Below are 17402 nucleotides of genomic sequence, written 5' to 3'. Positions count from 1 at the left end.
TCTAGAGATGGTTGACCTTTAAATTCCCCTAACAGCGCTGCAAAAATCAACGCTAAAGGTCAACACAACCCTCAAACCAGCGTATCATACGCTGGTTTTGTTTTGTAAAAGTGACCCTATGGCAACCATACATCTAACTGGAACACAGCTTGAGCCTCAAGCGCCAAGACTCCCACTCATTCGACCTTTTTTGGTGTCACTTGGGGCCATTTACATATTGGCTATGCACTTTTTCATGCCAAACCCAGGTGGATCCGGTCTTGCTTTATCATTTAACGCAACAACTTGGATCGCATTTGGCCTATCCATCGCGATCGGTCTTTATCAAATTGGTAGTGAAGGGAAACTGCGCTTTAACAAACTCACCATAGTGCTGTTTATCGCCAGCCTGATGATGACAGCTCCGGTTCTCTATCCAGAGAGTTCCGTTGAACTCTCATTCAATCGTCTAGTCGGACTGTGGATGGGTTTTCTGCTGTTGGTGATTTTGCAACAGTTTCGCTTTAGTAATCGTCAAAAACAGCGACTACTGTGGTTTATTGTTATTGCCGTGGCAATTCAAGCCATCTTTGGTTGGGTGCAATATTTATTGCTCGAACCAGGTAATATTTTTGGCTACAACACCTTATACAACAGACCTTATGGCATTTTCCAACAGCCCAATGTGATGGCGAGTTTTCTTGCCACAGGGCTTGTCATCTCAGCCTATTTGCTCTCTCGTCAACCAATAAAGTATCAACGCAAACTTAGTGATGTCTCACTGCTGTACTTGATGCCTTTGCTGACCATCCCGCTGATTATTGTGCTGGCATCACGAACTGGTTGGCTGGGCGCCGGCATTGCCGTTGCTCTAGTGTTGCCCTACCTTTATCGGTTTGCCACACACAAACGCATTGCAGGCTGGAGTTTGTCTGCCCTTGTTGGTGTCGTGCTTGGCTTAATACTGCCAATTATCGCTTCTTCTGGCAGTGCTGATAACTCAAGTGATTTTATTGAGAGTAAAATTAACCTTGAAAGCCCGCGAACTTACACATTTCCACAGGCGCTCGATATGTTTATCGAGAAACCTTTCTCTGGTTATGGCTACGGTAAGTTTGAATCGGAGTACATTCTCTACACAGCCCGTCAGCATCAACTAAACACTCATTACCACGCAGGGTTACCTGCAATGGATCATCCGCACAATGAATTACTCTACTGGGGAGTTGAAGGTGGGTTACTGCCGGTACTCGGTATCGTATTGGCGGCGGTATTTTTACTACTGAGAATGTATCAAGCGAAGAAAGGGACGCGATTAGCCATGTTTGGCTTGTTTGTCCCTATCGTCCTACATAGCCAACTTGAGTATCCTTTTTATCATTCATTTGTTCATTGGATTACATTTATCGTTTTGCTCTACTGGGTCGATCAACGCTCTAACAGCTACCGTGTCGCGTCGTTTAGCAAGGTCTCGCAAATCGCTCTGCGCGCATTGAGTTTAGTCATTCCGATAGTGACGACTTTGTACATGACCAGTGCTTTGCATACCAATTATGTACTAACGCAGTTTGAACGTTCTAATCCTAAGCAACCAGAATTGTTGGAGCAAGTGAGTAACCCTGTGGTTTGGAAAGATCGCTATGATTGGGATGTTTACAGTACTTATCTGAATATCGGATTAATTTCCCAAAACCCAGACTTTATTCAGCCATATATCGACTGGTCATTACAGATCATCAGAAATAAACCAAGACCCGCGTTCTACAATAACTTAATTATGGCTTATCAGGGACTTGGCGACACACAGAAAGCAGAGCAAATCCGGACGGAAGCGAAGTTTCTCTTCCCCGAACGAGATTTTGATAAAGTGCAGTACATCGCTCCAGACATCAATGCACTAAAACCATCATCAGCACAGACCAGCAATGATGAGTAACAACAGAAAAGCGGCGAAAAATTTCGCCGCTTTTCTGTTAGATAAAAATCAATTCATTATAGAGTTAACGACTCTTCGAGCGCTCTTAAACACAACGCGACATTCTCCTCTCGAGCGCCATACCCCATCAAACCGATTCGCCAAGCTTTGCCAGCCAGCGCCCCCAAACCCGCTCCAACCTCGAGGTTGTAAGTTTGCAGTAAGTGGTTACGCACTTTCGCCTCATCAATTCCTTGAGGCAGATAAACCGCATTCAATTGAGGTAAACGATACGCTTGTTCAACCACAAAACGAAAACCGAGCTTTTCTAACCCAATCTTTAACTTTTCATGCATCGCTTGATGGCGTTGCCATGCATTTTCTAAACCTTCATTTTTCAGTATCAACAGTGCCTCATGTAAGGCATAGAGGCTATTTACTGGCGCTGTATGATGATAGCTACGCTTGCCTTCCCCACTCCAATAGCCCAAAACTAAGCTCTGATCTAAAAACCAACTCTGTACTGGTGTTGAGCGGCGCTGAATTTTCTCAATCGCTTGTGCTGAAAACGTTAAAGGAGCAAGCCCCGGCACACACGATAGACATTTCTGACTGCCCGAGTAAACGGCGTCTAACTGCCATTCATCCACCTTCAGTGGTACGCCACCAAGTGACGTCACGGTATCAACAATGGTAAGAGCACCATACTGTTTTGCCAATGCACCAATAGCCTGCGCATCAGACACTGCTCCCGTTGACGTTTCAGCATGAACAAATGCGACCATCTTGGCATCAGGGTTGTCTTTCAGTGCTTGAGCTACTTTATCAACCGTGACTGGTGCACCCCACTCGTCATCCACCACCACAGCTTCACCACCAGCACGAATCACGTTTTCACGCATTCGTTCGCCAAAGACCCCGTTACGGCACACAATCACTTTATCGCCGGCCTCAATTAAGTTAACAAAACAGGCTTCCATTCCCGCACTTCCCGGGGCTGATACTGCAATCGTAAACTCATTTTCGGTTTGAAATGCATACTTTAGTAGTTGCTTTAACTCATCCATCATTGCGATAAATAGCGGGTCCAAATGACCAACCGTTGGACGACTTAATGCCTGCAATACTTGAGGAGAAATATCAGAGGGTCCCGGCCCCATTAAGATTCGACGCGGTGGAATAAAACTTTGAATGGTCATAATTGCTCCTTGCAGCATACTTTAGTTCAACTCAGGTAAGGCCACATTAAATCAAGTTCTCACAATGAACAATTGTTCATAAGTCTATATAGTGATGTAACTGCGATACATTTACTTGCGAGATAGTTGTTAATTTTTATCGAAATTAAGTAAAAATAGCGATTGACTTTGATCACATAAAACCGTTCAATAATTAAACACAGAAGAGGAGCACTGCCTAGGTAGATGCATCGTGGAGCCGCAACTCCAGCACGATTCATTGAGGGAGAGCAGTGCCGAGACGTCGCTAAATTGTCGGTTTAGTGTCGTCGGTTGACTTGAGTTGACTCTCATCAACTGTCATCAGCGCCGCCTGATGATGCGCTTCTGAGGTGATTATTATTACCAAATAACTTACCTCTATATATCGCACAACACTCTCTTCTCGTCCGTTCTAATCGGACCAAAACAAAGGACGTTGGGAAACCAGCAATAACATTTAGGAAGCCGTGGAGAATCGCTGTGAGTTCTTTTAATGTCGCCAAATTTGGCGGAACTAGTGTCGCAAATTTTGAAGCCATGAGCCGCTGTGCGGTCATTATCGAAAACAACCCCAATACCAAACTGGTTGTCAGTAGCGCTTGCTCTGGCGTCACCAATCTATTGGTTGAATTAGCCAATGGTGTCAGTGATGAGCAAATGAGAACAGAGCTGCTGCAGAAACTGGCTAATATTCACGACGCCATTCTGGCAGAGCTTAAAGACGCCACAGAAACGGCCAATGAGGTGTACAAGATCCTCGATACCGTCACAAGCTTGGCGGAAGCCGCTTCAATTCAATCAAGCCACAAATTGACTGATCACCTTGTCGCTTGTGGCGAGTTGATCTCTACACACATTTTGGCGCAATTACTGCGAGAAAGAGGCATCAATGCTGTTCGCTTTGATATTCGCCAAGTTCTGCGTACTGACGATAATTTCGGCAAAGCAGAGCCTGACGTACCCCAAACGGCGCAACTAGCAGAAGCGCTCTTACTGCCACTTTGCCGAGATCATGTTGTTGTGACACAAGGATTTATTGGCTCAGATGAGCATGGTAATACGACCACACTTGGTCGTGGAGGTAGCGACTACAGTGCCGCACTGATTGCTGAAGCTGTTAAGGCTGAAGGGTTAGAGATTTGGACTGATGTACCCGGCATTTACACCACCGATCCTCGTATCGCAGAAAAAGCGGCTCCAATTGCAGAAATTAGCTTTAGCGAAGCCTCTGAAATGGCAAATTTCGGCGCTAAAATCCTTCACCCATCAACGCTAGTACCTGCACTTCGACATGATATTCCAGTCTTTGTTGGCTCATCGAAAGAGCCTGAAAAAGGGGGAACATGGATTCGTCATCAGGTGCAAAGCTCACCATTATTCCGCGCTTTAGCACTGCGCTGCAATCAAACAATGGTGACACTACGCAGCGATAAAATGTTCCATGCGTACGGATTCCTTGCCAAAGTTTTTGAGATCCTCGCCAAGCACAAAGTGTCGGTTGATTTGATCACAACATCAGAGATCAGTGTATCTCTCACCTTAGATCAAACCGATACATCGGGTGGAGCACCACAACTGCCGATAGCAGCACGCGAAGAGTTAGAACAGTTGTGCACCGTTGAGATTGAGCAGAATCTATGTCTAGTAGCACTGATTGGTAACAATATGAGTGAAAGCAGAGGCTATGCCAAACAAGTCTTTGGCACGCTAGAAGATATGAACTTACGTATGATCTGCTTTGGCGCAAGTCCACACAACTTATGCTTCCTCGTCCATGAATCCGTCTCTCGTCAGGCAATTCAAAAACTGCACAAAGAGTTATTTGAAGCCTAAATAGGCGAACGAAAAGATAAAAACCGAGCAGTGCTCGGTTTTTACTTTCTTCTGTGTATCTGCGCTTACCATCTGTTCAGTGGCTAATCAGTCCATATCGATCTTTACATCATTTAATAGCCCCGAAGAGAAACCATCCCCACGTTGCGTTTTAAGCATAATTCGCAGATCATTGGCGGAATCAGCGCTATGCAAAGCATCATCTTCGCCCACCTTGTCATCAATAACCAACTGATACAGCGCTTGATCAAATGTCTGCATACCCGTTTGCTGCGACTTCGCCATCGTAGACTTAAGTTCATGCAAATCTCCACGACGGATCAGATCAGCGATTCTAGGAGTATTGAGTAATATCTCAAATGCACCATGGCGACCTTGACCATCTTTATCGCGCAGCAACTGCTGACCAACAACCCCTTTTAAGTTCATCGAGAGATCGAATAAAAATTGCTCTTTCTTTTCCTTCGGAACCAAATGAAGAATCCGCTCTAGAGCTTGGTTGGCATTATTGGCATGCAGGGTTGCCATACATAAGTGCCCGGTCTCCGCAAACGCCATCGCATATTCCATCGTTTCACGGCTACGAATCTCACCAATCAGAATCATATCAGGCGCTTGCCGTAATGAATTCTTAAGCGCTATCTCATAACTTTCTGTGTCTAACCCTACTTCACGCTGAGTCACAATGCACTTTTGATGTTGATGAACAAACTCGATGGGATCTTCCACCGTCAAAATATGCCCAGAACGATGCGAATTCCGATACCCCGTCATTGCCGCCATCGTGGTTGATTTTCCCGAGCCCGTCGCACCTACCACTAGCACTAACCCTCGTTTTGCCGTGGCGAGATCTTTTAAAACCTCCGGTAAATGCAAAGACTCAAAGGTAGGAATTTCCGTTTCAATACGTCTAATCACCGCACCTGGTAGTTCGCGTTGGAAAAAAGCCGATACACGAAAACGGCCAAACTCACGCACAACAGCAAAATTCGCTTCACGAGACGCACGAAATTCATCTTGACGCACTTGCTCCATCACCGAATCCAACAAAGCAAAAACTTGCTGCTCAGTCAGGGGCTCTCCCACGGGCTGCAAGTCACCATCAATACGGTACAGAATCGGAGCCCCCACGGTAATGTATAGATCCGAGGCCTTTTGCTGTTTCATTCCTTGAAGAAAGGTATCCATTGCCATGCTTATTTCCTAGTAATCCAACGATCCGATTTTTTGCTCAACCTCTTGTGGTTCTACCAATCCTTTTGCGATCAATTGCTTAGCATTTTGCTCGATAGTTTGCATCCCCTGCGAAGCGCCCGTCTGAATAACTGAGTACATTTGAGCCACTTTATCTTCACGGATCAGGTTACGAATCGCTGGGGTCGCCATCATGATTTCATGGCATGCGACACGCCCACCACCGATGCGCTTGAGAAGTTTTTGTGCAATAACCGCACGCAGCGATTCAGACAACATTGAGCGCACCATGTCTTTATCACTTCCTGGAAATACATCAATAATACGGTCAATCGTTTTTGCCGCTGAACTGGTATGCAGTGTCCCAAACACTAAATGACCGGTCTCTGCCGCCGTCAACGCCAAACTAATCGTCTCTTGGTCACGTAACTCACCCACCAAAATGACATCAGGGTCTTCACGTAGTGCACTGCGTAACGCCGCTTTGAAACTGTGCGTATCACGGTGTACTTCTCGCTGGTTGACGAGACACTTCTGATTTTGGTGCACAAACTCAATCGGGTCTTCAATAGTTAAAATGTGTTTGTTGTGATTACGATTGATGTAATCCACCATCGCCGCAAGTGTGGTTGACTTACCGGAACCTGTCGGTCCCGTCACCAGTACTAAACCTTTTTCAATATTGGCGATTTTTTCAAATATCTGCGGTGCTTCAAGTTGCTCTAAGGTAGGAATCGTCGTAGGAATGGTACGAAATACCGCTGCACACCCCCGCGCCTGATTAAACGCATTGACGCGAAAACGACCGACATCAGGTAATTCAAATGAAAAGTCGACTTCGAGACGCTCCTCAAATTCACTGCGCTGCGCATCGTTCATAATCTCAAACACCAAACGGTGGACGTCAGCATGGCTAAACTCAGGTACGCTCAGCTTTCTGACCTCACCGTCAATACGCACCATTGGAGAAACACCTGCAGAAAGATGTAGATCTGACGCATTATGTTTTACACTAAAGTCCAGTAACTCAGCGATATCCATTTAAATTCCTTAGTAAAGTTAGATATGAGTAGTATTCAACAAAATATTGAACAGATCACCTCGGAGATCTTAAGCGCACAGCAAAAATGTGGTCGTGCTCAAGAGTCAGTACAACTTCTTGCTGTAAGTAAAACCAAACCAAACCAAGCAGTGCTCGAAGCGGCGCAAGCGGGTCAAGTTGCATTCGGTGAAAACTACGTCCAAGAAGGCGTAGACAAAATAGCACACTTTGCAGCTCATCATCCTGAGCTTGAGATTGAGTGGCACTTTATTGGCCCAATTCAATCCAATAAAACTCGCCCGGTTGCAGAGAATTTTGCTTGGGTTCATACCATTGATCGCGCTAAGATCGCCCAGCGCCTTAGCGATCAACGACCAGTTGAGATGCCACCTCTACAAGTGTTGATTCAAGTCAACACCAGTGGCGAAGAGTCAAAATCTGGCATTGATGAAGAACAAGTTTTTGCACTAGCAGAGTTGATTTCGTCCCTACCTAACCTCACGTTAAGAGGGTTGATGTCAATTCCTGCCAATGTGCCAGACTATGCATCACAACTAAATGCGTTTAACCAGTTGGCTGACTTAAAGCAGCGCCTGAGCGAACGCCTCCCAGAGCAACAATTAGACACCCTCTCAATGGGGATGAGTGGCGATATGGAAGCCGCCATCGAAGCTGGTAGCACCATGGTTCGAATCGGAACCGCTATTTTCGGTGCTCGTGACTACAGCAAAAAATAACATTATTCAGTAGGAAGCCATCATGGATCATAAGAAAATCACATTTATCGGCGCTGGTAACATGGCGCGTTCAATCATTGCAGGGCTGCTCGCTAGCGGCTACCCAGCCGAGCTGATTACCGCAACTGACCCGAATCAAGATCAACGTGATTTTCTCTCTGATCAATATGGTATTAATACCAATGCGGATAACAAAGCGGCAGCAGATGGTGCAGACGTCATCGTATTAGCGGTGAAACCCCAACTGATGTCGTTAGTGGCTGAAGGTATGCAGGCTATTGATTACCAGAATAAACTAGTAATCTCTATCGCTGCAGGAATCAGTGCAGAACGTCTAAATCAGATGTTTGCCGCTAAGTTAAACCTCGTTCGCGTAATGCCAAATACTCCAGCCCTAGTAAGCAAGGGAATGAGTGGTCTTTACGCACCAGACAGCATTGGCTCAACAGATAAGCAATTTGCCGCTGACTTAATGAGTGCGGTAGGGAAAGTATGCTGGGTTGAGCAGGAGTCTGGGATCAACAACGTGATTGCAGCTGCTGGCAGCGCACCTGCATATTTCTTCCTGTTTATGGAAGCCATGCAGGCTGAAGCAATCCAACAAGGATTTGATGCAAAAACCGCACGTTTATTGGTGCAACAATCGGCTTTAGGTGCTGCGGAAATGGTTATCGCAAACCCAGAAACTGAGCTTTCAACTTTACGTGAGCAAGTGACCTCGAAAGGAGGCACCACCGCTGAAGCGATTCGCACCTTTAATGAACACCAGTTGGCCGATATCGTGGCAAAAGCCATGCAGGCTGCGGTAATTCGTGCAGAAGAAATGGAAAAACTATTTTAATAATCAGCTCACTCAATGCTGTTTAAACACAAGGGCAACTTATGAATTCAATGAGTTTTCTAATCTCCACCTTGTTTGATCTCTATATCATGGTGGTTTTATTGCGTATCTGGCTACAAGCGGCTCGCGCAGATTTCTATAACCCATTCTCACAGTTTATTGTTAAAGCAACTCAGCCTGTGATTGGTCCATTGCGCCGCGTGATTCCATCAGTCGGTAATATTGACTTAGCCACCGTACTATTCGCTTTCTTACTGTGTGTATTGAAGTTTGTGAGTCTAATGTTGATTGCCTCTGGTGGCGCTTTTGCCTTTAGTGCCGACTTCCTTTTCCTTGGCTTGTTATCACTAATCAAAGCAGCTGGCGGCTTACTATTTTGGGTACTGCTGATTCGCGCCATTTTAAGTTGGGTAAGCCAAGGCCGTAGCCCAATTGAATATGTGTTCCATCAATTGACTGAGCCAATGCTTGCACCAATTCGCCGAATTATTCCGGCGATGGGTGGCTTTGACCTTAGCGTATTGGTGCTATTTATTGGTCTCCAATTTGCCAACTTCCTAATTGGTGATTTAATCGGTCCAATTTGGTTCCAGCTATAATGTCTGTAGCGGTATGGCGAGAAGGCGAGGATATTATTCTTCGCCTTTATATCCAACCCAAAGCAAGCCGAGACAAAATCGTCGGCTTACACGGTGAAGAGGTCAAAATTGCCATCACGGCTCCACCAGTGGATGGCAAAGCCAATGCTCACTTGAGCAAATACTTGGCGAAGCAATTTAAAGTGGCGAAAGGATTGGTCAATATAGAAAAAGGCGAACTTGGAAGACACAAACAAGTCCGTATCGTATCCGCCAATCAAATCCCTGACGAAATCGAAGCCATCCTATGATGGCTTTTTGTTTATCTATATGGACGTAATGATATGAAAAATTGGCTAATGATAGCTTTTATCGCTTGCTTTGCTCTGCCCTCATATGCCGGGCAGTTTAAAACAATTAAAGATGTGGAAGCCCACTACTCCGCATTCAACTCCACTTTTTTAACCCCTCAGGTCGCCCGAACCTATCAATTAAAACGCAGTGGTTATTCTGCAATTCTCAATATCAGCTTGCTTGATACATCTCAGGTCGGTAAGCCTGCTGTCAGCGGGAAAATTAGCGGAACCGCCAAAAATCTTATCGGTCAAACTCGTCAACTTGAGTTTCGTGAAGTGAAAGAAGGCGACGCCATCTATTACCTCGCTGAGTTTGCGATTAGCGAAGAGGAAAATATTCGCTTTAATATCGATATCGACGCTGGCAATAAAGGCAAAGGGGCTTTAAAGTTCACGCAGAAGTTTTATGTTGAAGATTAAACAGGATCAATCATGAGCAAGATTGTATTAGCGACGGGCAACCAAGGTAAAGTGCGCGAAATGGCAGACCTATTGTCAGACTTCGGTTTCGAAGTGCTGGCACAAAGTGAGTTTAACGTGTCCGACGCCGATGAAACAGGTACTACGTTTATCGAAAATGCGATTATCAAAGCACGTCACGCTGCCCAAGAAACAGGGTTACCTGCAATTGCTGATGACTCAGGTCTTGAAGTTGACTACCTTAAAGGCGCGCCTGGCATCTACTCTGCGCGTTATGCAGGTCAGGGCGCAAGTGATGAAGACAACCTAAACAAACTCCTCAACGCGATGCAAGACGTGCCTGAAGAACAACGTAGTGCGCGTTTTCACTGTGTATTGGTACTAATGCGTCATGCCGATGATCCAACCCCTATCGTGTGTCATGGTAAATGGGAAGGCCGTATCCTCACAGAAGCGCAAGGTGAAAATGGATTTGGTTACGACCCGATCTTCTACGTACCTGAGGATAACTGCTCATCGGCGCAATTAGAACCGGCACGTAAAAAGCAATTATCTCATCGCGGCAAAGCCTTAAAAGCACTGTTTTCAGCACTTGCGGAGCAGCGTTAATCGATGCAATTAGTACCACCTGCACTTAGCTTGTATGTACACATTCCATGGTGTGTACAAAAATGCCCTTATTGTGATTTTAACTCCCACGCTCTAAAGGCAGAGATCCCAGAAGAGCAGTACATCAACGCTCTACTGGAGGATTTAGATCGTGATATTGAAAAGTACCAGTTAAAACTGGCACCGCGCCCACTGCATTCAATCTTTATCGGCGGTGGTACGCCCAGCCTAATTTCTGCTGAAGGCATAAAGCATCTGCTCAACGGAATCGAGCAACGTATCCCGTTTAAGCCAGATATTGAAGTGACCATGGAGGCTAACCCCGGCACAGTCGAAACTGAGCGCTTTATTGGTTATCAGGCTGCTGGAGTGACACGAATTTCAATCGGCGTTCAGAGTTTTGCTGCAGATAAGCTCGAAAAACTTGGTCGTATTCACGGTCAACAAGAAGCGGTCAATGCAGCCCAACTGGCTCATCAGATCGGGTTAAAAAGCTTTAATCTAGACCTTATGCATGGTTTGCCGGATCAAAGTATCGAACAGGCGCTGGCAGATCTTGAGCAAGCTATTATGCTCGATCCTCCGCACTTATCTTGGTATCAGTTGACTATCGAACCCAACACTATGTTCTACTACAAGCCACCAACATTGCCCGATGATGATGAGCTATGGGACATTTTTGAACTTGGGCATAAAAAGCTTGCAGATGCTGGCTACGTACAATACGAAATTTCTGGCTACAGCAAACCTGGTTACCAATGTCAGCACAACCTGAACTACTGGCGCTTCGGTGACTATCTTGGCATTGGTTGTGGCTCACACGGTAAACTGAGTTTTAGTGATGGGCGTATTATTCGCACCACCAAAACTAAGCACCCACGAGGCTATCTTGCTGCCTACCAGAATATGGTCAAACCCTATTTAAGTGATGAATTTGAAGTAGCAGCAGCCGATCGGCCATTTGAATTCTTTATGAACCGCTTCCGTTTACTCGAAGCCTGCCCAAAACAGGACTTTGTCGATACAACGGGACTTGAGCTCACTGCAATTCAAGACACCATCGATTGGGCTATTGAGCAGCAATATCTATCTGAAAACGAAACCCATTGGCAGATAACCGAAAAGGGTAAATTGTTTTTGAACGATCTCCTCGAAGCATTTATGGCGGATGAAGAGTAATAAGATTCGAGAAGTGAGAGCGCCTTATAAACCGGGCTTGAGATGTGAGATTAAAAATAACAAGGGTCAGCAGATGCTGACCCTTTTGTTATTCATTCTGATAAGTGAGGTTTCTCGATTCTCGCCTCTAAATTCTCACTTCTTAACTACTAGAAAATCGAGCGTCCAATCCGCTCTGATAGCAGTTCTAACGCTTTGGTTCCTGCAAGAGAGTTTCCTGATGCATCTAACTCAGGTGACCATACTGCGATACTCATTTCACCAGGTACAATCGCAATAATGCCACCACCGACACCGGATTTACCCGGCATCCCAACACGGTAAGCAAATTCTCCCGCACCGTCATAAAGGCCACAGGTAGCCAACAACGCGTTGAGTTGCTTAGTTTGCATTGGCGTAATAATCTGCTTACCCGTTTGCACCGAGACACCTTTATTCGCTAAGTAACTAAAGGTTTTCGCCAAATCCACACAGTTCATTTTCAACGCACAAGCATGAAAGTAGTTGGCAAGCACAGGGATAACGTCATTCTCAAAGTTTCCAAATGAACGCATTAAATAAGCGATAGCCGCATTGCGATCACTGTGCATCATCTCTGATGCTGCGACCACTTTGTCGTAGACGATATGATCTTCACCTGAAAGTTGGCGAACAAACTCGAGTAAACGGTGGCGTGGTGCCGAAAGGCGACTGTGCAAAAGATCCGCCACAACAATAGCCCCCGCATTGATAAATGGATTACGTGGGATACCCTGCTCCATTTCCAATTGAATCATAGAGTTAAATGCCTGACCTGACGGCTCTTTACCAACACGAGCCCAAATTTCTTCAGGCTTATACAGAGACATTGCGAGCGTTAAACCAAGTGCTTTGGAGATCGATTGAATCGAAAAACCTTCATCCGCATCCCCTGCTTTAATCACTTCACCTTGGTTAGTAAATACCGCAATCCCAAGCTTTGTGTTTGGCACTTTGGCCAATGCTGGGATGTAATCAGCGACTTTTCCTTGTCCAATTAATGGACGAACTTCTTCCAAGATGTCCGCTAAAATCTCGCGTGTCGGTTTCATCTATGACCTGCTTATGGTTATCGTTAAAACTCGCCAAAACGAGTCTATTTACCTAGTCTAGGTAGCTTGAATCATGCTCGCAAAACCTGGTTACTACAGCGGTAGCAAATAGGATGAGCATAGAGTCAAAAAAGCCAACATCGCAATGTTGGCTTATCATGTTCTAGTTTATACCAAACGGAATTGGGTATCGTAAAGGATTACGCTGTACGTTTGTATTTGATATCCCAAACACCATGACCTAAACGATGACCACGGGCTTCAAATTTAGTAAGCGGGCGTTCTTCAGGACGAGGAATGTAATCTCCATCAGTCGCGATATTAGCGAAACCAGGCGCTTGGTTCATGATTTCAATCATATGCTCTGCATAGTTTTCCCAGTCAGTCGCCATATGGAAAATACCGTCTTCCAGCTTAAGCTTTTGACGTACCATTTCAGCGAACTCAAGCTGAACGATGCGGCGTTTGTGGTGACGCTTTTTATGCCATGGGTCAGGGAAGAACAGTTGAAGGGTGCTCAAGCTACCGTTAGGAATCATATGCTCAAATACTTCCACAGCATCGTGGCACATAACACGTAGATTGGTCACGCCAGCTTCTCGCGCATCTGATAAGCATGCACCGACACCAGGACTATGTACTTCAATACCAATAAAGTTCTTCTCTGGTGCGTTTTTCGCCATTTCAACAAGAGAGGCACCCATACCGAAACCAATTTCTAGTACCACTGGGTTGTCGTTACCAAACACTTCTTTCCAATCAAGAAGTTGAGGCTGGTAGTCGATACCCATCGTTGGCCAACACTCTTTCATCGCATTTTCTTGACCTTTGGTAAGACGGCCTTCACGACGTACAAAACTGCGTATTTTGCGGATCAACTTGCCGTCTTCATTGTATTCGTTCGTGGTCACTTCACTCATGGTTTCGCCTGTTTAAAAATTGGTCTCGATTTAAGGGGATTGTGATTATCCAAAGAATTACCATTGGTGCAAGTATTTCTTACTCTGGATGGTTTCTCTTACGCAACAAATTTGAGTGCTAATCAATGGCTGCAAAAAAACCTTAGACTTTATCGGTTGTATTTACCCTGCATTCTGTGATGCAATTTTAGCCCATTACTCTTACAAATTATAATCGAGCAAGTCGTGACGCCTTTCGCCCAAGCCATAATTACTTGGTATGACGCCTATGGAAGGAAAAACCTACCATGGCAACAAAACAAAACAGCCTATAGTGTTTGGCTATCGGAAATTATGTTGCAGCAAACTCAAGTTGCGACGGTGATCCCTTATTATCAACGCTTCCTTGAACGTTTTCCCACTGTGATTGAACTTGCAAACGCAGAGCAAGATGAAGTTCTCCATCTTTGGACTGGGCTTGGTTATTACGCCCGAGCTCGAAACTTACATAAAGCAGCAAAGATTGTCGCTAACGAATATCATGGTGAGTTTCCAACAGATATTGAGCAGCTAAACGCATTGCCGGGAATCGGACGCTCCACCGCAGCGGCTATCCTCTCATCGGTTTATAAGCAGCCTCATGCGATTTTAGACGGCAACGTTAAAAGGACATTGGCGCGCAGTTTCGCTGTTGATGGCTGGCCGGGGCAGAAAAAAGTGGAAAACCAGCTTTGGGAATATGCGCAGCAACATACCCCGAAAAACGATACTGATAAGTACAACCAAGCGATGATGGATATGGGAGCGATGGTCTGTACACGCAGCAGACCCAAATGCGGCCTATGTCCTGTCGAAAACTTATGTGCTGCGAAAGCTCAAGGGAACCCTCTTGATTATCCAGGCAAAAAGCCTAAGAAAGACAAACCCATCAAGCAAACATGGTTTGTCATGCTGCACTACAACGGACAAGTGTGGTTGGAACAACGCCCACCTGCGGGCATTTGGGGTGGTTTATATTGCTTTCCTGAAAACAGTACCGCAGACATAGATGAGCAATTAGCATCGCGCCATATTAACACCAACAGTATCAAACGAACTCAACAACTAATTGCATTTCGCCATACCTTTAGCCACTATCACCTCGATATCACGCCGATTTTGTTGGATCTATCAAATCAGCCTGATGCGGTAATGGAAGCAAGCAAAGGTCTTTGGTATAACTTATCTCAACCAAAAGAAGTTGGCTTAGCAGCACCGGTCAAGCAATTGCTGGAAAGTTTGCCATTTGAACTTCAATAGTTAATAAGGAACCTGTTATGAGCCGCACGGTATTTTGTGCTCGTCTAAAGCAAGACGCAGAAGGTCTTGATTTTCAACTTTACCCAGGCGAGCTAGGTAAAAAAATCTTCGACAACATCTCAAAACAAGCATGGGCAGAGTGGCAACACAAGCAGACAATGCTAATCAATGAGAAAAAGCTAAATATGATGGATCCAGAGCATCGCAAGCTACTGGAAACAGAAATGGTCAACTTCTTGTTTGAAGGTAAAGACGTTCACATCGAAGGCTATACGCCACCGAGTGAGTAATACCTAATATTCAATATGAAATGGCATCGTAGTTCACTGCGGTGTCTTTTTTTTACACTGACTTTCCTAGGGCAAAGATGAAAAAACTTGTCTACTTTTTTGCAGCGATGCTGTTAGTTGGCTGTAGCCGCGAGTTCGTCGAGAGCATCTATGATGTCAACTACGAACCCACCAACCGTTTTGCCAAAAACCTCGCGCAACTTCCTGGGCAATTTGAAAAAGACACCGCGGCCTTAGACGCACTGATCAGTAGCTTTTCCGGCAATATTGAAAAACGTTGGGGAAGTCGTGAGATAAAAGTGGCGGGTAAGAGTAATTACGTAAAGTACATCGATAACTACCTCAGCCGTTCAGAAGTGGACTTTGCCAAGGGAACAATCATTGTTGAAACGGTATCACCTACCGATCCCAAACAGCACCTTAAAAACGCAATCATCACGACCTTATTAACCCCTGATGATCCAATGAGTGTCGATCTTTTCTCATCAAAAAGTATTAAACTAGAAGGTCGCCCGTTTCTTTACCAACAGGTTGTCGACCAAGACAACAAACCGATTCAATGGTCATGGCGTGCTAATCGCTTTGCTGACTACCTCATCGCGAACAAGCTCAAAGTCAAAGATGTCGACTTTAAGAAAGCGTATTACGTTGAGATCCCATTAGTCGAAGATCAAGTTGAGATCCGCAGCTATCAATACGCTGATATCGTCCGCCGCGCCTCACGCAAATACGATATTCCTGAAGACTTGATCTACGCCATTATCAAAACAGAGAGTAGCTTTAACCCTTACGCGGTCAGTTGGGCCAATGCCTATGGATTGATGCAAGTGGTGCCCAAAACAGCCGGGCGTGACGTATTTAAACTGGTCAAAAACCGTTCAGGAGAGCCAAGTCCTGAGTATTTATTTAACCCAGAAAACAACATTGATACAGGTACCGCGTATTTTTACATCCTAAAAAATCGCTACTTAAAAGACGTCAATCACCCACTCACTCTCGAGTACACCATGATTTCAGCCTACAACGGCGGAACAGGTGGCGTTTTGAACACCTTTAATCGTAGTGACCGAAAACGTGCGATGCGAGATATCAACTCGCTACAACCGAACCAAGTTTATTGGGCGCTAACCAATAAACACCCCAAAGCAGAAGCGCGTCGTTACCTACAAAAAGTTACAAATTACAAAAAGGAATTTAACCGAGGTAAAACTTAAGCATGACTTTCGAACAAAAACCAAGCGAACAAACAGTTTTTTGAATTTATTTGAAAAAACATGTTGACGACAGGAGCGAAAATCCGTTTAATAGCGCTCCGTTAGCCCGGATAGCTCAGTCGGTAGAGCAGAGGATTGAAAATCCTCGTGTCGGTGGTTCGATTCCGCCTCCGGGCACCACAATTTCTTAATTGCTGGTGTTTAGATGCCAACAATTAGTAAAAGAATATAGTGTGCCGACTTAGCTCAGTAGGTAGAGCAACTGACTTGTAATCAGTAGGTCACCAGTTCGACTCCGGTAGTCGGCACCATTCTTTTGCCTCGATAGCTCAGTCGGTAGAGCAGAGGATTGAAAATCCTCGTGTCGGTGGTTCGATTCCGCCTCGAGGCACCATTATTTGGTGCGCTTACTCACGTAAGACACAAACAGAATAGTTCCTCCTTAGCTCAGTTGGTAGAGCGACGGACTGTTAATCCGCAGGTCGCTGGTTCGAGCCCAGCAGGAGGAGCCACTTTAAGAAGCCATGTCGAAAGACGTGGCTTTTTTCTTATCTGCGCTAACAAACATCCTTACTATCTCACCAAGCTTAATCACGCCCTTTAGCCCGAACACAATCATCAGCATAGAAACAAGTTGATACCAAAGCCCTGCCCCACTCTGGTAGTCTAAAAAAAGACGGCTATTAATTTAAAACTCAAGATTGCACACTAGCTCAATACTTTTGAC

The 17402-nt window shown here is 45.2% G+C and carries 17 protein-coding genes, 4 tRNA genes and 1 riboswitch; of the genes, 16 read left to right on the top strand and 5 right to left on the bottom strand.

The window, feature by feature from the left end:
- Window positions 1-118: 118 nt before the first annotated feature.
- Window positions 119-1915, top strand: a complete 1797-nt coding sequence (locus GZK95_RS01870) for a PglL family O-oligosaccharyltransferase (protein WP_075713987.1) — start codon at window positions 119-121, stop codon at window positions 1913-1915.
- Between the two features lie 56 nt (window positions 1916-1971).
- Here the strand turns inward: GZK95_RS01870 and GZK95_RS01865 are convergent, their stop codons facing one another.
- Window positions 1972-3093, bottom strand: coding sequence for a pyridoxal-phosphate-dependent aminotransferase family protein (locus GZK95_RS01865; protein ID WP_075716398.1), 1122 nt, complete (start codon window positions 3091-3093; stop codon window positions 1972-1974).
- 195 nt (window positions 3094-3288) lie between these two features.
- Window positions 3289-3467: riboswitch (Lysine riboswitch) on the top strand.
- A 127-nt stretch (window positions 3468-3594) separates the two neighbouring features.
- On the opposite strand from GZK95_RS01865, the gene lysC reads away from it, so the two are divergent.
- Window positions 3595-4947: a lysine-sensitive aspartokinase 3 gene (gene lysC, locus GZK95_RS01860; RefSeq protein ID WP_075716399.1), complete on the top strand. Its 1353-nt coding sequence runs from the start codon at window positions 3595-3597 to the stop codon at window positions 4945-4947.
- 87 nt (window positions 4948-5034) lie between these two features.
- Here lysC and GZK95_RS01855 read toward each other — a convergent pair whose 3' ends face one another.
- On the bottom strand, window positions 5035-6141 hold the full coding sequence (locus GZK95_RS01855) for a PilT/PilU family type 4a pilus ATPase (RefSeq protein WP_075716400.1): 1107 nt from the start codon (window positions 6139-6141) through the stop codon (window positions 5035-5037).
- A 9-nt stretch (window positions 6142-6150) separates the two neighbouring features.
- Window positions 6151-7182 carry a type IV pilus twitching motility protein PilT gene (locus GZK95_RS01850; protein ID WP_075709760.1) on the bottom strand — a complete coding sequence of 344 codons (1032 nt, stop codon included), beginning with the start codon at window positions 7180-7182 and terminating at the stop codon, window positions 6151-6153.
- 24 nt (window positions 7183-7206) lie between these two features.
- On the opposite strand from GZK95_RS01850, the gene GZK95_RS01845 reads away from it, so the two are divergent.
- The 7 genes from GZK95_RS01845 to hemW are packed head-to-tail and all read left to right on the top strand — an operon-like array spanning window position 7207 to window position 11903.
- Window positions 7207-7920: a YggS family pyridoxal phosphate-dependent enzyme gene (locus GZK95_RS01845; protein WP_075716401.1), complete on the top strand. Its 714-nt coding sequence runs from the start codon at window positions 7207-7209 to the stop codon at window positions 7918-7920.
- Between the two features lie 22 nt (window positions 7921-7942).
- Window positions 7943-8761, top strand: a complete 819-nt coding sequence (proC, locus tag GZK95_RS01840) for a pyrroline-5-carboxylate reductase (protein WP_075716402.1) — start codon at window positions 7943-7945, stop codon at window positions 8759-8761.
- 41 nt (window positions 8762-8802) lie between these two features.
- Window positions 8803-9360, top strand: coding sequence for a YggT family protein (locus GZK95_RS01835; protein ID WP_075709757.1), 558 nt, complete (start codon window positions 8803-8805; stop codon window positions 9358-9360).
- Window positions 9360-9650 carry a DUF167 family protein YggU gene (yggU, locus tag GZK95_RS01830; RefSeq protein WP_075709756.1) on the top strand — a complete coding sequence of 97 codons (291 nt, stop codon included), beginning with the start codon at window positions 9360-9362 and terminating at the stop codon, window positions 9648-9650. The genes GZK95_RS01835 and yggU overlap by 1 nt, the downstream gene beginning before the upstream one ends.
- A gap of 33 nt (window positions 9651-9683) precedes the next feature.
- Window positions 9684-10115, top strand: a complete 432-nt coding sequence (locus GZK95_RS01825; RefSeq protein WP_075709755.1) for a DUF4426 domain-containing protein — start codon at window positions 9684-9686, stop codon at window positions 10113-10115.
- A 12-nt stretch (window positions 10116-10127) separates the two neighbouring features.
- Window positions 10128-10724, top strand: coding sequence for an XTP/dITP diphosphatase (locus GZK95_RS01820; RefSeq protein ID WP_075716403.1), 597 nt, complete (start codon window positions 10128-10130; stop codon window positions 10722-10724).
- A 3-nt stretch (window positions 10725-10727) separates the two neighbouring features.
- A complete protein-coding gene (gene hemW / locus GZK95_RS01815; protein ID WP_075716404.1) occupies window positions 10728-11903 on the top strand; it encodes a radical SAM family heme chaperone HemW in 1176 nt (391 codons plus the stop codon).
- A 149-nt stretch (window positions 11904-12052) separates the two neighbouring features.
- On the opposite strand, the gene glsB is transcribed toward hemW, so the two are convergent.
- Window positions 12053-12973 carry a glutaminase B gene (gene glsB, locus GZK95_RS01810; protein WP_075709752.1) on the bottom strand — a complete coding sequence of 307 codons (921 nt, stop codon included), beginning with the start codon at window positions 12971-12973 and terminating at the stop codon, window positions 12053-12055.
- A 200-nt stretch (window positions 12974-13173) separates the two neighbouring features.
- Window positions 13174-13893 carry a tRNA (guanosine(46)-N7)-methyltransferase TrmB gene (gene trmB / locus GZK95_RS01805; RefSeq protein ID WP_075709751.1) on the bottom strand — a complete coding sequence of 240 codons (720 nt, stop codon included), beginning with the start codon at window positions 13891-13893 and terminating at the stop codon, window positions 13174-13176.
- A gap of 225 nt (window positions 13894-14118) precedes the next feature.
- On the opposite strand from trmB, the gene mutY reads away from it, so the two are divergent.
- The 7 genes from mutY to GZK95_RS01770 all read left to right on the top strand — a co-directional run bounded on the left by mutY (window position 14119) and on the right by GZK95_RS01770 (window position 17187).
- Window positions 14119-15171, top strand: coding sequence for an A/G-specific adenine glycosylase (gene mutY / locus GZK95_RS01800; RefSeq protein WP_075716406.1), 1053 nt, complete (start codon window positions 14119-14121; stop codon window positions 15169-15171).
- A gap of 17 nt (window positions 15172-15188) precedes the next feature.
- Window positions 15189-15461: an oxidative damage protection protein gene (locus GZK95_RS01795; RefSeq protein ID WP_075650903.1), complete on the top strand. Its 273-nt coding sequence runs from the start codon at window positions 15189-15191 to the stop codon at window positions 15459-15461.
- Window positions 15462-15538: 77 nt separating this feature from the next.
- Window positions 15539-16675 (top strand): membrane-bound lytic murein transglycosylase MltC, encoded by a 1137-nt coding sequence (gene mltC, locus GZK95_RS01790; protein ID WP_075709749.1) that lies wholly within the window; start codon window positions 15539-15541, stop codon window positions 16673-16675.
- Between the two features lie 104 nt (window positions 16676-16779).
- Window positions 16780-16855, top strand: a tRNA-Phe gene (locus tag GZK95_RS01785).
- Window positions 16856-16910: 55 nt separating this feature from the next.
- Window positions 16911-16986, top strand: a tRNA-Thr gene (locus tag GZK95_RS01780).
- A 7-nt stretch (window positions 16987-16993) separates the two neighbouring features.
- Window positions 16994-17069 (top strand) — tRNA-Phe (locus tag GZK95_RS01775).
- A gap of 42 nt (window positions 17070-17111) precedes the next feature.
- Window positions 17112-17187 (top strand) — tRNA-Asn (locus GZK95_RS01770).
- Window positions 17188-17402: the final 215 nt, after the last annotated feature.

It is taken from the genome of Vibrio panuliri, from assembly GCF_009938205.1.
Taxonomy (GTDB): domain Bacteria; phylum Pseudomonadota; class Gammaproteobacteria; order Enterobacterales; family Vibrionaceae; genus Vibrio; species Vibrio panuliri.
The sequence above is the reverse complement of the archived record's forward strand: the minus strand, read 5'-3'. Positions and strand labels throughout refer to the sequence as shown.

Bases quoted from the DNA above. Each gene is read 5' to 3' on its own strand.
- GZK95_RS01870 (WP_075713987.1), top strand. From the start codon at position 119: ATGGCAACCATACATCTAACTGGAACACAGCTTGAGCCTCAAGCGCCA.
- GZK95_RS01865 (WP_075716398.1), bottom strand. From the start codon at position 3,093: ATGACCATTCAAAGTTTTATTCCACCGCGTCGAATCTTAATGGGGCCG.
- GZK95_RS01855 (WP_075716400.1), bottom strand. From the start codon at position 6,141: ATGGCAATGGATACCTTTCTTCAAGGAATGAAACAGCAAAAGGCCTCG.
- GZK95_RS01850 (WP_075709760.1), bottom strand. From the start codon at position 7,182: ATGGATATCGCTGAGTTACTGGACTTTAGTGTAAAACATAATGCGTCA.
- GZK95_RS01845 (WP_075716401.1), top strand. From the start codon at position 7,207: ATGAGTAGTATTCAACAAAATATTGAACAGATCACCTCGGAGATCTTA.
- proC (WP_075716402.1), top strand. From the start codon at position 7,943: ATGGATCATAAGAAAATCACATTTATCGGCGCTGGTAACATGGCGCGT.
- GZK95_RS01835 (WP_075709757.1), top strand. From the start codon at position 8,803: ATGAATTCAATGAGTTTTCTAATCTCCACCTTGTTTGATCTCTATATC.
- yggU (WP_075709756.1), top strand. From the start codon at position 9,360: ATGTCTGTAGCGGTATGGCGAGAAGGCGAGGATATTATTCTTCGCCTT.
- GZK95_RS01825 (WP_075709755.1), top strand. From the start codon at position 9,684: ATGAAAAATTGGCTAATGATAGCTTTTATCGCTTGCTTTGCTCTGCCC.
- GZK95_RS01820 (WP_075716403.1), top strand. From the start codon at position 10,128: ATGAGCAAGATTGTATTAGCGACGGGCAACCAAGGTAAAGTGCGCGAA.
- hemW (WP_075716404.1), top strand. From the start codon at position 10,728: ATGCAATTAGTACCACCTGCACTTAGCTTGTATGTACACATTCCATGG.
- glsB (WP_075709752.1), bottom strand. From the start codon at position 12,973: ATGAAACCGACACGCGAGATTTTAGCGGACATCTTGGAAGAAGTTCGT.
- trmB (WP_075709751.1), bottom strand. From the start codon at position 13,893: ATGAGTGAAGTGACCACGAACGAATACAATGAAGACGGCAAGTTGATC.
- GZK95_RS01795 (WP_075650903.1), top strand. From the start codon at position 15,189: ATGAGCCGCACGGTATTTTGTGCTCGTCTAAAGCAAGACGCAGAAGGT.
- mltC (WP_075709749.1), top strand. From the start codon at position 15,539: ATGAAAAAACTTGTCTACTTTTTTGCAGCGATGCTGTTAGTTGGCTGT.